We start from the raw sequence: 16,067 nt of genomic DNA, 5'->3' as shown, positions 1-16,067 counted from the left end.
ACGGCCCGGCCGACTCGGCCGATCAGTAGGAGCACTGCACAACGACGTCGTCGAGATCGACCTCCGCGTTGTGCCAGTACGGTTCCCGCTGCACGACGGCGAACCGCAGCACGACGTCGGAGCGTTGCGCCGTCCAGCTCACCGTCTGAAGCTCCCAGCCGTGGACCCAGTCCTGGGTGATCGACTTCAGCGCGATGTACCTCCACGTGTCGGGGTCGATCACCTCAAGGTTGAACTGGGCCCACTCGCCCCACAGGTCCGTGTAGACGCCGGCGGTGCATCGTGCCCCGGGGTGAATGCTCACCGGCGTGAGGGTGATGGTCCGCCCGAGCGCGCACCAGTCGCCCTTCGTGAAGGCCGCCATGGCGGCCATGCCGCTCCCCGTACGCGGCGTGTTCGACGCGCTGCCGAACACCGGCCCGCTGCACCCCCCGTTCGCGGTGAAGGTCCATCGGGACGCCGGATTCGTCGACGGTTCGAACCCGTCGGTGAGCTGCCAGATCCCCGCGGACGCGGGCCCCGTCGGCACGAGAATCGCCGCGGCGGCGATGACCGCCGCCATGAACGCACGCCGAAATGCTGAGTGCATGTGTGAACTCCCACGTCTCGACCCGAAAACCACGGAATATGGTCCACGTCGAGAGGGCGCAACTCGCGACGACACCGTCATTGTGGCGGCTGCCGTGGATGTGTCAAGAGTGGAAAAACGGGTGTGAAAGGATTGCAGTTGCCGTCCGTGTATCGAGCCGGGACGGCGGGTCAGGGTTGCGCGTGCCGGTCGAGGCCGAGCGTGGCGATGAGGTCTTCGTGGAGCTCGAACCAGACCCGATGGCAGGAGTCCAGGCCGGTCTGGTCGACCCAGGCGCCGTCCCCGGCCCGGGCGCGCGCCAGGGCCGCGGTGAATCGCGTGTCGTATCCGCGGAACCGCGTGAGGACGCGACCGAGCCGGTCCGCGAGTGGCGTGAGCGCCCGCTCGACGCAGGCGAGCTCATGGAGCACTCCAGCATCCCAGGTGGGATCGGAGTGGTCGTTGACGGCGAGCCGATCGCCCGCGGTGGGCCGGAGCTGCCAGTCGGTGCAGGCTTGCAGCAGGAGGGCGTTCAGCGGGAGGAACGTGCGGTAGACGTCGCGGACCTCGTCGGCGGCGCCGGCGCGGGTGAGCTCGGCCGCGAGCTGCCGCTCGTTCTCGGCCCGGCCCGGTTCGGTCAACGACCAGCCCGCGGTGCCGGCGAAGGCGGTGTGCTCGACCCAGCCGCGGGCCTCGGCGTCGCGCAGCACCTGCTCCGTCGTGACGTCGTTGAGCCCGTACCGGCGGGCGATCACCGGAGTGTCGGCGAACCCGGTGACGCGCACGGCGTGCAGGACCAGGAGGCCGGGCGTGGAGTCGCGCGTCACGACTCGGCGTCCTGCCGCGCCGTCAGGCGGGTGTAGTGCTGCTGGCACGCCTGCGGGGAGTTGAACCCCATCACCTGCGCCATCTGCGCCCAGGTCAGTCCCGCGCCGCGGGCGATGAACAGCAGGGCGGATTCGAGTCCTTCGACCTCGGCTCGTGCCGCGGGCAGGAGGGCGAGCGCGCTCAGGACGTCCTCCGGGTCCAGGTCGGCGTTGCGCCAGACGGCGAACTGCACGAGGTCGACCGCCGACGGCGGGGCGGGCGGGGGTCGCCACGGACGGGCGTCGAGCGTGTCCGCGCCCAGGCGCAGAAGACGCTCACGCGCGTCCCGCTCACGCTGGGCCTGTACGTGGTCGGCGTGCGCGCCGTGCGCCATGTCGTCCTTGCGGTGCATGGGTCTCACAATGCACAATCAACAAATTGTTGTCAATGAAACGTTGAAGGGCGGGCGGATGATCGTACCCCTCGTTAAGGCCGTCGCCGATACCTGCGGGGGGAAGGCCGGCGCGCTCGGTGCGTTGCTCCGCGCGGGTCTGCCGGTGCCCGACGGCTTCGTCGTCCCGTTCGCCGCCTACCTCGCCGCCGTCCGCGACCTGGACCTCGGGCGGCTCGCCGGCGAGCCGGACGGCGTCGCCGCGGCCCGGCGGACGATCGAGGACCGCCCCGTCCACGCCGCCGAGATCGACGCGCTGGGGCGCGCGCTCGGCGAGATCGGCGATCCGCCCGTGGCGGTGCGGTCGTCGGCGGCGAAGGAGGACACCGGACAGGCGTCGGCGGCCGGTCAGCACGAGAGCTTCCTCGCCGTGCACGGAGCCGACGAGGTCGCCAAGGCCGTACGTGCCTGCTGGGCCTCGCTGTTCTCTACGCGTGCCGTCGCCTACCGGGCCGCCTCCGGCCGTGCCGGCCATTCTTCCGACGATCTTCTGATGGCCGTCATCGTCCAACGCCATCTGGACGCCGAGGCGTCCGGTGTCATGTTCACCCCCGCGGACTCCGGCGACGCGACCCGGATCGAGGCGTCCTGGGGACTCGGCCCGAGCGTCGTCGAGGGCAGGGTCACCCCTGACGCCTACCTCGTCGCCGCGGACGGGTCGGTCACCCGTACCATCGCGGACAAGCGGCAGCGCCTCGACCGGCGCGGCGCGCGGCTCGTGGTCGAGGACGTGCCCACCGCTGCCCGGAAGCGGCCGGCGGTCGGCGACGCGACCGCCACCCGGCTGGCCGCGCTGGGCAGACGGATCGCCGCCGTGCTCGGCGGACCGCAGGACATCGAGTGGGCGATCGCCGACGGCCGCGCCTGGGTTCTGCAGGCACGGCCGGTCACCGCCGCACTCCCACCGTCGGCGGCGCGTTCCCGCGTCTCCGGCATCCCGTCCGCCACGCTCACCGGAACGCCGGGCAGTCGCGGGACCGTGACCGGAACCGCGAGGATCGTCCGCGGTCCCGGCGACTTCGCGCGCGTACGCCCGGGCGACATCCTCGTCTGCCCCTTCACCGACCCCGCCTGGACGCCGTTGCTGCGCATCGCCGCCGGCGTCGTCACCGAGACCGGAGGCGTGCTCTCGCACGCCGCGATCGTCGCGCGAGAGCACGCCATCCCCGCCGTCCTCGGCATCCCGGCCGCGACGAGCAGGCTCCGCGACGACACCGTCGTCACCGTCGACGGCACCAACGGCACCGTCACGGCGGCGAACGCGTGACCGGGCAGCGCCAAGCCGACCGGAACCCGAGCATCCCGATGCCGATCCGACGCCTCTACCTGGCACGTCACGGCGCCGCCGACGCGTTCGGGGAACTCACCGACATCGGGCGCCGGCAGGCGGGCCTGCTGGGCGAACGGCTCGCGGGCCTGCCGGTCGACGCCGTGTGGCACTCTCCGCTGCCACGTGCCGTGGCGAGCGCGCACGAGATCGCCCGTCACCTACCGGACGTGCCCGTGGCCGAGGCCGCCGAACTCGCCGACCACGTGCCCTACGTTCCCGGCGCGGCCGAGACGCCCGCGTCCTGGGCGGGCTTCTTCGACGGCTACGACGACACCGAGGCGGCTTCGGGCCGGAGGCTCGCCGAGGCCCTGGTCGCCAGGTTCGCGAAGGTCCCCGATCCGGGCACGAAAGGGACCCGGCCCGACGTGAACGAGGTCCTGGTGACGCACGCCTACCCGATCGCGTGGCTGGTGCGGCACGCGATGGACGCGCCGCCGTCCCGGTGGCTCGGGCTGAACAGCGCCAACACCGCGCTGACGGTCATCGAGTACCGGCGCGGGCTGCCGCCCACGATCGTGATGTTCAACGACATGAGCCACCTTCCGCCCGGCCTGCGCTGGACCGGGTTCCCCGCAGGCATCAGGCCGTGAGGCGGCTGCAGGGATTCAATCCTGTGCGGGCCGGCCCTGTTGTGCGGCCGGCACCGGGATCTGTTCGCCGTCCTTGTCACGCGTCGCCCAGAGATACACCAGCGCGCCGACGAACAGCACGATCGAGGTCCACTGGTTGATCCGCAGCCCGAGGAGCGTCACCGCGTGGTCCACTCCGCCCACGGGGTCGATCCGCAGCCCTTCGATCCAGAACCGCCCGAACGTGTAGCCGGCGACGTAGAGGGCGAACAGGCGGCCGTGGTGCAGCGTGAACCGCCTGCCGGCCAGGATCAGTGCGAAACCGAGCGCCGCGTCCCACAGCGACTCGTACAGGAACGTCGGGTGGTAGAGCACGCCTGGCTCACCGCCGTGGGCCTGGTCGATCTCCAGGCCCCATGGCAACGTGGTCGGACCGCCGTACAGCTCCTGGTTGAACCAGTTGCCCCAGCGGGCGATCGCCTGCCCGAACGCGATGGCGGGCGCGACCGTGTCGGCCACAGCGCCCAGGGGCACCCCCCGGCGGCGGCAGGCCAGCCACATGCCCACGCCTCCCAGGGCGACCGCGCCCCAGATGCTGAGCCCGCCCTCCCAGACGAACAACGCCCGGTAGGGCTCCTTGATCGCGCGCGGGCCGAAGTAGGTCTGCCAGTCGGTGATGACGTGGTAGAGGCGGGCGCCGACCAGCCCGAAGACCACCGCGGGCACCGCGAGGTCGCTGATCACGCCCTTCTCGCCGCCGCGGGCGCGCCAGCGCCGCTCGCTGAGCCAGACGCCGAAGAGGATGGCGAGGACGAAGCACAACGCGTAGGCCCGGATCGGGATGAATCCGAGGTGCCAGACCCCTTGGGCAGGGCTGGGGATCGAGGCGAGGGGCATGCGGTGAGGCTAGCCAACGTGCGGCCGCCTGGCCGCCTTCGTGACCTCATCGCAAAGGTGCGGAAGGAGGAGCCCCTGCGGGGCTCCTCCTTCCGGCGCCTCGCGCGCCGGACCGCGTCGTCGTGGCCGTACGCACGGACGCGTGCGGGGGTGGCGCCCGGTCGGGCGCCACCCCCGGCGATCCTCGCCGATCAGGCGACGGTGCAGGGGCTTCCGTTCAGGGTGAACGAGGTGGGCTTGCCGGCGTTGCCGGTGTGGGTGGCCTGGAAGCCGACCTCAGTGGTGGCTCCGGGCGCCAGCGTGCCGTTGTAGCTCATGTTCTTCGCGGTGACCTGGCCACTGGTGGGCGAGTAGGTGGCGTTCCACCCGCTGGTGATGGTCTGCCCGCCGGGGAGGGTGAAGACGAGCGACCAGCCGTTGACGGTGGAGGAACCCGTGTTGGTGATGGCGAGGTTCTCGGTCAGGCCGTTGTTCCACGCGTTGACCGTGGCGGTGACGCGGCAGGCGCCCGGTCCGCCGCTGGGCGACTGCGACGGCGACTGCGACGGCGACTGCGACGGGGACTGGGACGGCGACTGCGAGGGCGACTGCGACGGGGACTGGGACGGCGAAGCCGAGGGCGACTGCGACGGGCCGGACTGGAACTGGGTGAAGAACTTCCACACCTCAGCCGTCGTCCAGGTCCTGGCGCCGCTGGTGGAGGTGGACCCGTCATTGGGAGAGGGGGTGTGGTCCCCGTCGAACGCGGCCCAGACGACCGGGTATCCGGCCCGGCATCCCGAGTAGGCGGTGATGATGTGCGTCAGGCTGCCCTGCGCGGGTTCCCGCGGGCTCTGGGGCGTGCAGCCGTTGTTCGAGACGAACCTGTCACGCAGCGCCCGTCCCTGCGAGATGTTGAGCACCGAGTCGTGGGTGCCGTGGATGCCCATGTACGCGACGGGCTGGGTGCCGCCGTTGCACCCGCTGAGCTGCGCGCCGGAGTAGACCGCGACGGCACGGAAGACCGTCGGCCGGGCGCACGCGACCGCGAAGCTCATCGAGCCGCCGTAGCTCCACCCCAGGGCGAAGCGCTGCGTCGTGTCGACGCAGAGGTTGCTCTCGACAAGCTTCAGCATGTCGTCGGTGAAGGTCAGGTCCTCACCGTTGCTGTTGCCCCAGCCGTTGTTGATGCCCTGCGGCGCGATGAAGATCGTGCTGTTGTTGGAGACCTGCTTGAGCCCGTAGTAGGCCCAGACGGCTCCGTCCGAGCCGCCCGAGTCGACGATCTGGGCGGTGCCGTTCAGCCAGTGGTACGCGATGATCAACCGGTAGGGGCGGGTGTTGTCGTAGTTGTCGGGAATCCTCAGGATCCAGCTACGATTCTTGCCGCTGGTGGTGATCGTCTGTGAACCGCTTCTCAGCGTCGGGGTCTTACCGCATCCGGCGGTCGCCGCCGCGACGGCGGTGGCCGAGGACGACTTGGCCGTGCCAAGGCTGTCGCTCAGCGCCGCCTGTCCCGTCGCCAGAACGAGAAGCGCGGCCGCCGCGACAGCGGCGAAAATGGATTTCTGTCTCAATTTCCCGCAACTCCCTTGCCATTCGAAAATGGACGTGTGTCGATAGGGAAGCCATTTGTTTTTTCGTCCGGTGGGGCGTCCGCGGCCTGTGCATGCCGGCCGGGCAGCCCTGCCGGACGGATTCAAACGCCAGGTGAGCCCACCGTCAGTCGACCCGGAGCGGCGCGGTGACCGACCGTCGTCGGCGTGTGCGTGCTCGCCCCTTCCCTGCTGCAGAAGAGCAGGGCGAGTTCAGATGTCCGTCAGCGTCGGCATGGCGCATTGCCGTGTGTTTTTTGAGGCCACGGTTTGTTAACGCTAACAGTGACGGGGGCGGCCAAGTGCTCCTCTCTAACGGGCGACTGGAAGTGGTGGTGAACCGGAGCAAATAGGAAGTCATGAAGCGTGTCAAGGATCTTGTCTTCTCCTCGACGGCCCTTCGCCCGGGAGCGGCCATTCCTTCGGTTTTGACCAGGGAAAAGGCCGAGGCCGCCGTCGCCGCCTAGATGAAAATTTCATCTCGGAGCTTTGCGCTTCAGGCCCCTCCGGCGCCGAGGCCCGGCGGTCATGGCACCGGCGGAATCGGAGTCACCAGTTTTCCTCGACCCAGTCCAGGGCGGATTGCCACCAGGACGTTCTCTGGTTGCGCCTGGGAGGGGGGATCCGCGGCGTCGAGGGCGGCGGTGCGGTCTGGAGCCGCTTGGAGGACCGCGGCAGGACGAAACCGATGGCAGGGATCGGCGGTATCGGCGACGGGTTCGAGGCCAGGCCGTTCCGCGGGTTCGCGAAGTACTGATCCGACGGCAGGGCTGAAGGGCTTCCGTACGGTGAGAAGGACGCCGAGAACCCCGGCCGAGGCAGAGTCAGCGAGGCCGAGCTCCCCGGGGCCACCCTGTTCTGGCCCGGCAGCTTGTTGTGCTGCGGCAGCCGTACGACGACGGCGTCCGCCGTCACCGACACCGAGATCCAGTCGGCGCGCCTGTTGTGCAGCTCGATCTTCACCCGCTCCTGCGGGCCCGGCGCCGTGTCAACCGGAATCACCAGCCCGCTGCGCGTCGTGACCGTCCGCTGCCGAGCACCGTCGTCGCCTGCCGGGTTGACCCGCATGTCGACGCCCGCGCATCTGGTCCACCGGTTGTACTCGGCCCTGACGGCCACCCGGGCGCCGGGCGTCGGCGGACCGCTCGCCGGCACGACGGGATTCCCGGTCCATGCGGGACACTCGCCGTACGCCCTGCAGAGCCTGACCACATCGGCGTACGAGCTGGTGGGCAGGGTCGCGCCGAACAGCAACTCCTGTTCCAGGATCAGCCGTGCCTGCCCGATGGTCTTGATCACGTCCGGCATGGAGGGCACCCACAACCAGCAGCCCGCGATGGCGGTGTCCGCCAGCGCCTGCCGGGACGCGTCCTTCATGTTCTCCGCGATGCCGAACGCACGGACGAACTCGTGCTGTGCTCGCTCGACGAGCGCGTACCGGTCGTAGGCGGTGCGCCATTGGTCCCGTAGGTCCCGCATGTACCGGCGCCCTGCGGCCATGTGCTCGTCGAACTCCCGTACCGGGATCAGGTCGACCTTCCGCCCCACCGCCGCGATCTGCCGCTCCAGCACGTCCAACCGCTGGCCGATCCGCTGCACCCCCGCGTCGGGCCGGTTCCGCACGCCGACCACGGCGTCGATCACCTGGTGCGCGACGATCGCCCAGTTGGCGTCGTCCCACGCGCCCTGCTGGAGCAGCGCGGTGACGGCCGCCTTGGTGGCGATCGCGCCCAGCGCGACGGCGAGCTCGATCGACATGCTCGAAGGCTAAAGAGGCCTCTGACGCTCCGCATGAGTACCTCCCTACTCACATCAGGTGCGATAGAGGTGTCAGGGTGACCGTCGGCCGGCATGAGGAGAGCGACGCATGACCTTCGTGAAGGACGTCGAGACCCGTGGCATGCGCCACTGCGAGACGACGGCGCTGGGGGTGCTGTTGCGGCACGAGGGGCTCGATCTGTCCGAGCCCATGCTGTTCGGGCTGGGGTCGGGCCTGTCCTTCGTCTACTGGGACAGCAAGGCCATGCCGATCCCCTTTCTCGGCGGCCGGGTCAAGCCGTTCGAACTCACCAGGAACCTGGCCGCCCGGCTGGGACTGACGCTGGCGACCGAGGAGACCACCTCGTCGCGCAAGGCGTGGGAGAATGTGGCCGCCCGCGTCGACGCGGGCCGGCCGGTCGGCCTCCAGCTCGACTGCTACCACCTGGACTACTTCCGCTCCAAGGTGCACTTCGGTGGTCATGTCGTCGCGATGTACGGCTACGACGAGCACGAGGTCTACCTGGTGGACACCGACCAGCAGGGTGGAGCGGTACGCACCGGCCGGGACGGCCTCGCCAGGGCGCGGGCCGAACGCGGCCCGATGACCGCCAGGAACCGGTCCTTCACCCTCACCCTGCCGGCCCGCCCGCTCAACTGGCGGGACCAGATCATCCCCGCCATCCGGGACTGCGCCGACGCCTTCCTCGCCGCTCCCATCGCGAACCTGGGCCACCGCGGCATCGAGAAGGCCGGCAAGCAGGTGCCCGGATGGCTGCTACGCGCAGCCGAGCCGCGGCGGGACCTGCCGCAGGCCGCTCTCCTCATGGAGAAGGGCGGAACCGGCGGCGCCCTGTTCCGCGCCCTCTACCGCGACTTCCTCGACGAGTGCACCCGGCTGATCGACGACGGCGGCCTCCGCACCGGTCACCGCCTGTACGCCGAGGCCGCCGGCCTCTGGACGGAGGTGTCCGTCCTGATCGCGAAGGCGGGAGAAAGCGGTGACGCGGGACACCTGGAGCAGGCCGGGGTCATCCTCCGCGACCTTTCGCGCCTGGAGGAGGACGCCATGCGGGTGCTCCGTCAGCTGTAGGGGATCGGGTCAGTTCCTGCGCTGGAGGAGGAGCGTGACGAACCCCAGGATGCCCCGGTAACCGCGCAGCCACATGTCACGGTGCTCCAGAGCCGCCGTGCGAGCGTCGTCGGCGTCCGGGCCGGAATGCTCGTTGGCCCAGCGCAGCAGCGTGCCCGTCCAGGACCACTCGTATTCGTCCCATTCGGCCAGATCGCTGGTGTACGCGTGGACGACGTCGAAACCGGGGGACTCGGCGGCGGCGACGGTGCCGGGCAGGTCGAGGAACTCCGACTTCGCGGCGCCCAGCCGGGTGAGCGCCTCCGTGGTCGGCTCGCGCTCCCAGAAGCCCTCGCCCACCAGTGCCAGCCCGTTCGGCCGCAGGTAACGGCGGACGTGCTCGACGGTCGGGACGAGCCCGCCGAACGCGTGCGTGGCCCCGACGCAGAGCACGAGGTCGTACTGCTCGGCGACCGGGAAGTCGGCGGCCGGCCGCTCGTGGAACCGGATGCGTTCCCAGACGCCCTGGACCTCGGCCGCCTGTTCCGCCGCCTTGAGGCCGAGCGCGGAGATGTCCACACCGTCGGCGGTCGCGTCCTGGTAGAGCGCCAGCGCGCGCAGCGTCCAGGCCGCCTCGCCACAGCCGAGATCGAGGATTCTCGCCCCCTCGGCCAGCCGGGCCCGGCGCAGCAGCCGGGTCACGTTGGCACCGGAGACCGGCGCGGCGATGGGGTGGTCCCGATGAGCGAGATGGCTGATCAGCTGGCGGTCCATGGCCCAATCCTTCCGCATCCCCGAACCCTTGCGGCAAGCCGAATCCGCCCTTACAGGCGGCGCCGGGACGACCGCCGGCGTGCCGCCGGCCTGGCCGGCCCCCGGCGGAGACGCGGTCACGTGTGACCGGACGTCCCCGCCGGGGTGTCGTCCACGACGCCGGGGTCACACGCCGGGGCGTACGGCGGTGACGAAGTTGCTCCTCCAGTAGCCCTTGAGGCGGTCGACCCTGACCACCGCGCCGGAGTGGGGAGCGTTGATCACTTTCTTGTTCCCTATGTACATGCCCACGTGGCCGCCGCCGCTGGTGAAGATGAGGTCGCCCGGCTTGAGACGCGCCAGGGAGACCTTCTTCTTGACGGCGTTGAGCATCGACCACGTCGTACGCGGGATCTTGACGCCGGCCTTGCGCCAGGCGAACTGGACCAGCCCGGAGCAGTCGAACGCCCCCGGGCCCGTGGCGCCCCAGACGTAGGGATCGCCGATTTGCTTTTTCGCCACCTTGATGGCGAGTTCGGCCTTCTCCTGCTGGACAGCGGCCTTGGTGAGCTTCGTGTTGACGGAGGCCTCCGCCGTGGAGGCCGTGGGCGTCTCTCCGGCGTACGGGGTGAACGCCGTGACGGGGGGCTCGGGCGGGATGGCCGTCGAGTCCGGGGGCGGGGCTGTCACGGTCCCCGTGACGGCGCCGGCAGGCAGGGCGCCGAAGCCTGCCAGGGAGACGGTGAGCGCTGCGCTACCGAGCGTGACGCAGGCAGCGCGAAGCAGATTGGTGGGGTTGGCGGACAGGGGGATCTCTCCTAGGGTCTTCCGCTTGCGCCTACCGGGTTAGCTGACGGATTCGGGCAGGGAAGTCGCCCTACAGCGCTTACGCGCCGATTCACCCCGGACCTTCGGATGGAAGGTCGATTGGTTCCCCGGCTCCGGGCCTCCTTGCTGCACGGATTCGGCATCACCGGCGCCCAGGGGGGCGGGAGAGGACATGGCGCCGGTGACAGTGGATGCGCTTTCCGAACACGGGCTGGCCGGGTTCGTTGGGCAAGGAAACTACCAAGACACGCCATATTGCCGCAAAGGGGGCAAATGGGATTATGACCGCATAAAGGGATCATAAAGCGGGGAGCTGCAGGTCAGGGCAGGTGTGGTAGTCGGAAAACGTGACGCTCGTCACACCGGCCGATCGGCCTTCCGCAGGTCGCCAGGGCGCGCGCATCCGGCCGGCGGGGCATCTTCCACCGGCCGCGGGCGATCCCGAAGCGCTCGCCACGCCGTCGGTCCACGGCGTGGCGAGGTCAGACGGTCACTGCGTACGCCAGAACGTGCCGTTGGCCGAGGGGTCGTCGGGGTCGCCCTGCGGGACGCTGAAGCCCGCGCCCCACATCGTCGTCGTTCCCGGCCTGCGGGCGACGGAGAACACGACGGCGTCGGTGCCGGACTTCCGGACGAGCCGGGCCTGTCGCCACGTCGAGCCCGTGACCTGCCACAGGGTGGGGTTCCAGTTGCCCTGCAGGACCCAGACGCCGCCCCTGCCGTCGGGCTCCACCTCGGTGTACGGCTGGGCGTTGGCGGAGCCGATGGAGACGGTCCACGACCTGCCGTTCCAGTGCATCACCAGGGTGCGGCCGAAGTTGACGTCGTCGCCCTCCTCGTCGGCGCCCTCCCAGCTGACCCCGCCGACGGCCCACACGTTCTTCGATCCCACGACCGCGATGTCCTGGATGGTCACGACGGCGTCCGGCGCGGGAAGGGTGAGGGCCGGAGCCGGGACCAGGGTCCAGGACGTCCCGTTCCACCGCATGATCGAGGGATGGTTGCCCTTGACGCCCGCCGCCCAGGCCACGCCGGCCTTGTACGCGTCGACGGCGGAGGCGCGGCCCGGCAGCCGGACGCTCTTCCAGGAGGACCCGTTCCAGTGCCTCGCCGTGGCGGCCGTCCCGGCGACCGCCCAGACGTCCTTCGCGCCCGTCGAGTCGGCGTCCGTCGCCGAGAAGCCACTGCCCAGGGAGATCGTGGTCCATCCGCGGCCGTTCCAGCGCGCGGCCCTGCCCTCGCCGAAGACCCACGCGTTCGTGCCGGAGGTGGCCGTCACGGCCCGCAGCTCGTACGGCGGGCTGTTCGGGACGACCCGCCAGGATCGGCCGTCGAACCGCTGGACGAGACCCCGCTGCCTGCCGTTCACGACCCGGTGCCCGGCCGCCCACACCGACCCGTTGCCCAGGACCGTCACGTCGTTGAGCACGTCGTCCCCGGGCAGCGTGTTCACCCTGACCGGCTTCCACGTGGGCGCGGGCGCCTCCGCCTGGTAGCCCTGATAGCCCAGGTGGCCCTGGTGGGCCGCACCGGACGCGGCCACGGGCGGCACGCTCGCCAGGCCGAGAACCATCACCCCTGTGACGACTGCGGTACGCATGACGCTCCCCTCCGTTCGCCCATATGACGTCCGATCGAGGACATTCGTTCACCGGGCGGCCACGCGACTTCCGGCGCGGATGCGGTGGAATCGGCCTGTCCGCGTGCGAAAACGACAAGTAGGATTGCCGGTATGGCAAACGACGACGCCGCCGTCCTGGCCTCCGTCGGTTCCCGGCTGCGTGCGCTGCGCAGGCAGAACGGCAGCACGCTGAGCCGGCTCGCGGAGTCCACCGGCATCTCGGTCAGCACCCTGTCGCGCCTGGAGTCCGGCGAACGCAAGCCCACGCTGGAGCTGTTGCTGCCGCTGGCGCGGGCCTACCAGGTGCCGCTCGACGAACTCGTCGGCGCGCCGCCGGTCGGCGACCCCCGGGTGCGGTTGAAGCCCATCAGCCGCTGGGACTCGACGATCGTGCCCCTGACCCAGCACCCCGGCGGGCTGCAGGCGTACAAGATGATCATTTCGGTGGAGCGCTGTGATCCCGAGCCGCGTACGCACGAGGGCTACGAGTGGCTCTACGTGCTCAACGGGAGGCTGCGGCTGGTGCTCGCCGAACACGACCTCGTCCTCAGGGCGGGGGAGGCCGCGGAGTTCGACACCCGGCTGCCGCACTGGTTCGGCAGCACCGGCGAGGCGCCGGTGGAGATCCTCAGCCTGTTCGGCACCCAGGGCGAACGCATGCACGTCCGGGCGAAACCACGCGGCGCGTAGGAGACGCCCGCTGAACCGTCTCAAGGACGAACCACGGCTTTCCGCGCATAATGGGGACACCTGCAGGCGATCAAGGAGCGACGATGCGGCTCGCGCGGTGGTCGAACGCTCCCGGCCGGGGACGATGACCGGGTGAGGAGAGGCCGATGGGCCATGGCGGCGGCTCTCGGGCTCGCCTGCCTGGGCGCGTGCGGGTCGGTGACGGCCTCCTCCGGTGTGGACATGGATCACCTGCGGGAGCTGGGGGTCGCGCCCGACCTCGTCTACCTCGTCGATCTGCCGGGATACGAGATGGCCGAGCAGTCCATGGGCGGGGTCGGCGAGGAGGGGTTCGGCGTCTTCTACACCGCGCCCGGCGGACGTCAGGTGGAACTGCGGGTCGACCGGGGCGCCTTCGACGACGACGTGTGCCGGAGCACTCCGATCAACCTCGCCACGCCCCCGGACGCGCTGGTCCTCTGCGTCCACGACGAGGTGGGCTGGTATCGGATGGCCGGTGACCGCCACGAGTACGTCGCGCTCAGGGGAGACGTCCTCATCAAGCTGAGCGGAGGGGTGACGGACGTCGGCCGGGCGGCGCTGAAGGCGGCCGTCGCCGGGGCGCGGCGCGCCACCGGCGACGGGAAGGCCGGCACCGCGCCGCCCCGCGTGCCGGTGGAACGAGGCGACCTGCCCACGGCAGGCGACGGCGCGCCGGACAACGAGGTCGGCCCGGGTGGCTGACCGGCGGATGGGCAGGTTTTCCGCCGCGTCGCGGAGCTGAAAGTTTCACACCCCGCACGGGTACGGAGGTCCCGGTCGCGGCGCTCCGGACACAGTTCAGGACGGGTGGCCCGGGCGCGTGACGCCGCCGGGGCGCGGGCCCGGAACCTTGACCATCCCGCCCGCATGGGATTGGCTCCGCGCCGTGGCGATGTCCACGGTCGCCGCGGCACGCGTTGACGGAGACGAATTCCGTACAAGCGGGCGAACGGAATCGTGCGCCCGTGATTGTTAACGCTAACAATTAGGTAGTACTTGTCGCCGCTGAACGTGTCGATGCGCAAGTCGCGTGGTCACTACCCCAGGAGGTGAGTATGGGATCGGCGTTCACCCTTCGGGCCCGGCTCAGGCGTGGTGTCGTCTGGATGGCGGGCCTGTTGTGCATGGCGGCGTTGCTGCCGGCCACGACGGCCAAGGCGGACAACCCCATCGTGCAGACGATCTACACCGCTGACCCGGCCCCGCTGGTCTACAACGGGCGGGTGTACCTCTACACCGGTCACGACGAGGACGGCTCGACCTACTTCACGATGAAGGACTGGCGGGTCTTCTCCACCACCGACATGGTGAACTGGACCGACCACGGCTCCCCGCTGAGCGTGGCCACCTTCAGCTGGGCGAAGTCGGACGCCTGGGCGGGCCAGGCGGTCTACCGCAACGGCAAGTTCTACTGGTACGTCCCCACGACCAACCGCTCGACCGGCCGGATGGCCATCGGCGTGGCCGTCTCCGACAGCCCCACCGGCCCGTTCAAGGACGCCATCGGGCGCCCGCTGGTCGAGAACGGGGAGATCGACCCGACCGTCTACATCGACGACAACGGGCAGGCCTACCTGTACTGGGGCAACCCGAACCTGTGGTACGTCAAGCTGAACAGCGACATGATCTCCTACTCCGGCAGCGCGACCAAGGTCACCTTGACCACGTCGGGGTTCGGCACCCGCACCGGGGACGCCAACCGGCCGACGCTGTTCGAGGAGGGGCCCTGGTTCTACAAGCGGGGCAGCCTGTACTACATGGTGTTCGCGGCCAAGTGCTGCTCGGAGTTCATCGCCTATTCGACCTCCTCCAGCCCGACCGGGCCGTGGACCTACCGCGGCACGATCATGTCGACGCAGGGCAGCAGCTTCACCAACCACCCGGGGATCATCGACTACAACGGCGGGTCGTATTTCTTCTACCACAACGGCGCGTTGCCGGGCGGTGGCGGATACACGCGCTCGGTGGCGGTGGAGAAGTTCACCTACGGCTCTGACGGGTCGATCCCGACGATCAACATGACCACGACCGGGGCGCCGCAGATCGGCACGCTCAACCCGTACGTCCGGCAGGAGGCCGAGACGATCGCGTGGGAGTCGGGTGTGGAGACCGAGGCCTCCACCGAGGGCGGCATGAACGTCGGGTTCATCGAGAACGGCGACTACATCAAGGTCAAGGGGGTCGCCTTCGGCTCCGGCGCGACGTCCTTCAGCGCCCGGGTCGCCTCCGCCAACTCCGGCGGCAAGATCGAGCTGCACCTGGACGGCGTCAACGGCACCCTGGTCGGCACGTGCAACGTCTCCGGCACCGGCGGGTGGCAGACCTGGACCACCGTCTCCTGCTCGGTGAACGGCGCGACGGGCACCCACGACCTGTACCTCAAGTTCACCGGCGGCAGCGGCAACCTGTTCAACGTGAACTGGTGGCAGTTCAGCGGCAACGGCCAGCCGTCGCCTTCGGCCACGCCCTCGCAGTCGCCGTCGCAGTCCCCGTCGCAGTCCCCCTCCCAGTCGCCGTCGCAGTCCCCCTCCCAGTCGCCCTCGCAGTCGCCCTCGCAGTCACCGTCGGCCACGCCCACGCGCACGCCGACTCCGCCGGTCACCGGCGCCTGCAGCGCGACCTACCGCACCACCAACACGTGGTCCGGCGGCTTCCAGGGAGAGGTCACCGTGACGGCCGGAAGCTCGGCGATCAGCGGCTGGACCGTCAAGTGGACCCTGGCCGGCGGCCAGACCATCAGCCAGGTCTGGAACGGCACGCTGACCACCAGCGGCTCGACGGTCTCCGTGAGCAACGCCTCGTACAACGGCTCGCTCGCGCCGTCCGCGTCGACGACGTTCGGCTTCCTCGCCAACGGTACGGCGTCGACTCCCACCGTCACCTGCACCGGATCGTGAGACCGGCGGCGCCCTGACGGCGCCGCCCACCAGGAGGCGGCGGACCCACCGGACCCGCGCGAGCACCGGCCTCGCGACGGGGGGTTCGCCGCCATCCCCATGCCATCTCGCCGCCGTTCTGCCGCCAGAGTCCGGGGCCGGCTCGGTGCGCCCGGTTCCGCCGTGGGGGCGCAGCCGGGCGCACCGTCATTCCGGGCGGCCCCAGAAGCCCCGCCCGGCCTGGGACGCCCG

At 70.3% G+C, this 16,067-nt stretch carries 15 protein-coding genes and 1 riboswitch; of the genes, 6 read left to right on the top strand and 9 right to left on the bottom strand.

What is annotated here, in order from left to right; translation table 11 throughout:
- Positions 1-22 precede the first annotated feature (22 nt).
- The 3 genes from HHX40_RS29170 to HHX40_RS29160 all read right to left on the bottom strand — a co-directional run bounded on the left by HHX40_RS29170 (position 23) and on the right by HHX40_RS29160 (position 1,787).
- The gene (locus HHX40_RS29170; protein WP_182883138.1) at positions 23-589 is read right to left on the bottom strand and encodes a hypothetical protein; all 567 of its coding nucleotides are present in this window, start codon (positions 587-589) and stop codon (positions 23-25) included.
- Positions 590-759: 170 nt separating this feature from the next.
- Entirely contained in the window at positions 760-1,395 is a 636-nt protein-coding gene (locus tag HHX40_RS29165; RefSeq protein WP_182883137.1) for a transcriptional regulator, read from the bottom strand.
- The gene (locus HHX40_RS29160) at positions 1,392-1,787 is read right to left on the bottom strand and encodes a DNA-binding protein (RefSeq protein ID WP_182883136.1); all 396 of its coding nucleotides are present in this window, start codon (positions 1,785-1,787) and stop codon (positions 1,392-1,394) included. The genes HHX40_RS29165 and HHX40_RS29160 overlap by 4 nt, the downstream gene beginning before the upstream one ends.
- Positions 1,788-1,845: 58 nt before the next feature.
- Here HHX40_RS29160 and HHX40_RS29155 point away from each other — a divergent pair, with 58 nt between their 5' ends.
- Positions 1,846-3,093 (top strand): PEP/pyruvate-binding domain-containing protein, encoded by a 1,248-nt coding sequence (locus HHX40_RS29155; protein WP_182883135.1) that lies wholly within the window; start codon positions 1,846-1,848, stop codon positions 3,091-3,093.
- Positions 3,094-3,131: 38 nt separating this feature from the next.
- On the top strand, positions 3,132-3,746 hold the full coding sequence (locus tag HHX40_RS29150; protein ID WP_182883134.1) for a histidine phosphatase family protein: 615 nt from the start codon (positions 3,132-3,134) through the stop codon (positions 3,744-3,746).
- 15 nt (positions 3,747-3,761) lie between these two features.
- On the opposite strand, the gene lgt is transcribed toward HHX40_RS29150, so the two are convergent.
- From lgt to HHX40_RS29135, 3 genes are all read right to left on the bottom strand, one after another.
- Positions 3,762-4,622, bottom strand: coding sequence for a prolipoprotein diacylglyceryl transferase (gene lgt, locus HHX40_RS29145; protein WP_182883133.1), 861 nt, complete (start codon positions 4,620-4,622; stop codon positions 3,762-3,764).
- A 191-nt stretch (positions 4,623-4,813) separates the two neighbouring features.
- Positions 4,814-6,178, bottom strand: a complete 1,365-nt coding sequence (locus HHX40_RS37270; protein ID WP_182883132.1) for a cellulose binding domain-containing protein — start codon at positions 6,176-6,178, stop codon at positions 4,814-4,816.
- Positions 6,179-6,745: 567 nt separating this feature from the next.
- Positions 6,746-7,954, bottom strand: coding sequence for a hypothetical protein (locus HHX40_RS29135; RefSeq protein ID WP_182883131.1), 1,209 nt, complete (start codon positions 7,952-7,954; stop codon positions 6,746-6,748).
- A 109-nt stretch (positions 7,955-8,063) separates the two neighbouring features.
- Here HHX40_RS29135 and HHX40_RS29130 point away from each other — a divergent pair, with 109 nt between their 5' ends.
- Positions 8,064-9,047, top strand: coding sequence for a BtrH N-terminal domain-containing protein (locus HHX40_RS29130; RefSeq protein WP_182883130.1), 984 nt, complete (start codon positions 8,064-8,066; stop codon positions 9,045-9,047).
- Positions 9,048-9,056: 9 nt separating this feature from the next.
- On the opposite strand, the gene HHX40_RS29125 is transcribed toward HHX40_RS29130, so the two are convergent.
- The 3 genes from HHX40_RS29125 to HHX40_RS29115 all read right to left on the bottom strand — a co-directional run bounded on the left by HHX40_RS29125 (position 9,057) and on the right by HHX40_RS29115 (position 12,207).
- Entirely contained in the window at positions 9,057-9,800 is a 744-nt protein-coding gene (locus tag HHX40_RS29125) for an SAM-dependent methyltransferase (RefSeq protein WP_111700587.1), read from the bottom strand.
- 165 nt (positions 9,801-9,965) lie between these two features.
- The gene (locus tag HHX40_RS29120) at positions 9,966-10,469 is read right to left on the bottom strand and encodes a C40 family peptidase (RefSeq protein ID WP_220499702.1); all 504 of its coding nucleotides are present in this window, start codon (positions 10,467-10,469) and stop codon (positions 9,966-9,968) included.
- A 130-nt stretch (positions 10,470-10,599) separates the two neighbouring features.
- Positions 10,600-10,759: riboswitch (cyclic di-AMP (ydaO/yuaA leader) on the bottom strand.
- 338 nt (positions 10,760-11,097) lie between these two features.
- Positions 11,098-12,207: a hypothetical protein gene (locus HHX40_RS29115; RefSeq protein WP_182883129.1), complete on the bottom strand. Its 1,110-nt coding sequence runs from the start codon at positions 12,205-12,207 to the stop codon at positions 11,098-11,100.
- A gap of 132 nt (positions 12,208-12,339) precedes the next feature.
- On the opposite strand from HHX40_RS29115, the gene HHX40_RS29110 reads away from it, so the two are divergent.
- The 3 genes from HHX40_RS29110 to HHX40_RS29100 all read left to right on the top strand — a co-directional run bounded on the left by HHX40_RS29110 (position 12,340) and on the right by HHX40_RS29100 (position 15,836).
- Positions 12,340-12,918 carry a helix-turn-helix domain-containing protein gene (locus tag HHX40_RS29110; RefSeq protein ID WP_138459458.1) on the top strand — a complete coding sequence of 193 codons (579 nt, stop codon included), beginning with the start codon at positions 12,340-12,342 and terminating at the stop codon, positions 12,916-12,918.
- A gap of 153 nt (positions 12,919-13,071) precedes the next feature.
- Positions 13,072-13,641: a hypothetical protein gene (locus tag HHX40_RS29105; RefSeq protein ID WP_182883128.1), complete on the top strand. Its 570-nt coding sequence runs from the start codon at positions 13,072-13,074 to the stop codon at positions 13,639-13,641.
- A 353-nt stretch (positions 13,642-13,994) separates the two neighbouring features.
- Positions 13,995-15,836: a family 43 glycosylhydrolase gene (locus tag HHX40_RS29100; protein ID WP_182883127.1), complete on the top strand. Its 1,842-nt coding sequence runs from the start codon at positions 13,995-13,997 to the stop codon at positions 15,834-15,836.
- Positions 15,837-16,067: the final 231 nt, after the last annotated feature.

Source organism: Microbispora sp. H10949 (assembly GCF_014161435.1).
Lineage (GTDB): Bacteria > Actinomycetota > Actinomycetes > Streptosporangiales > Streptosporangiaceae > Microbispora > Microbispora triticiradicis.
The sequence above is the reverse complement of the archived record's forward strand: the minus strand, read 5'-3'. Positions and strand labels throughout refer to the sequence as shown.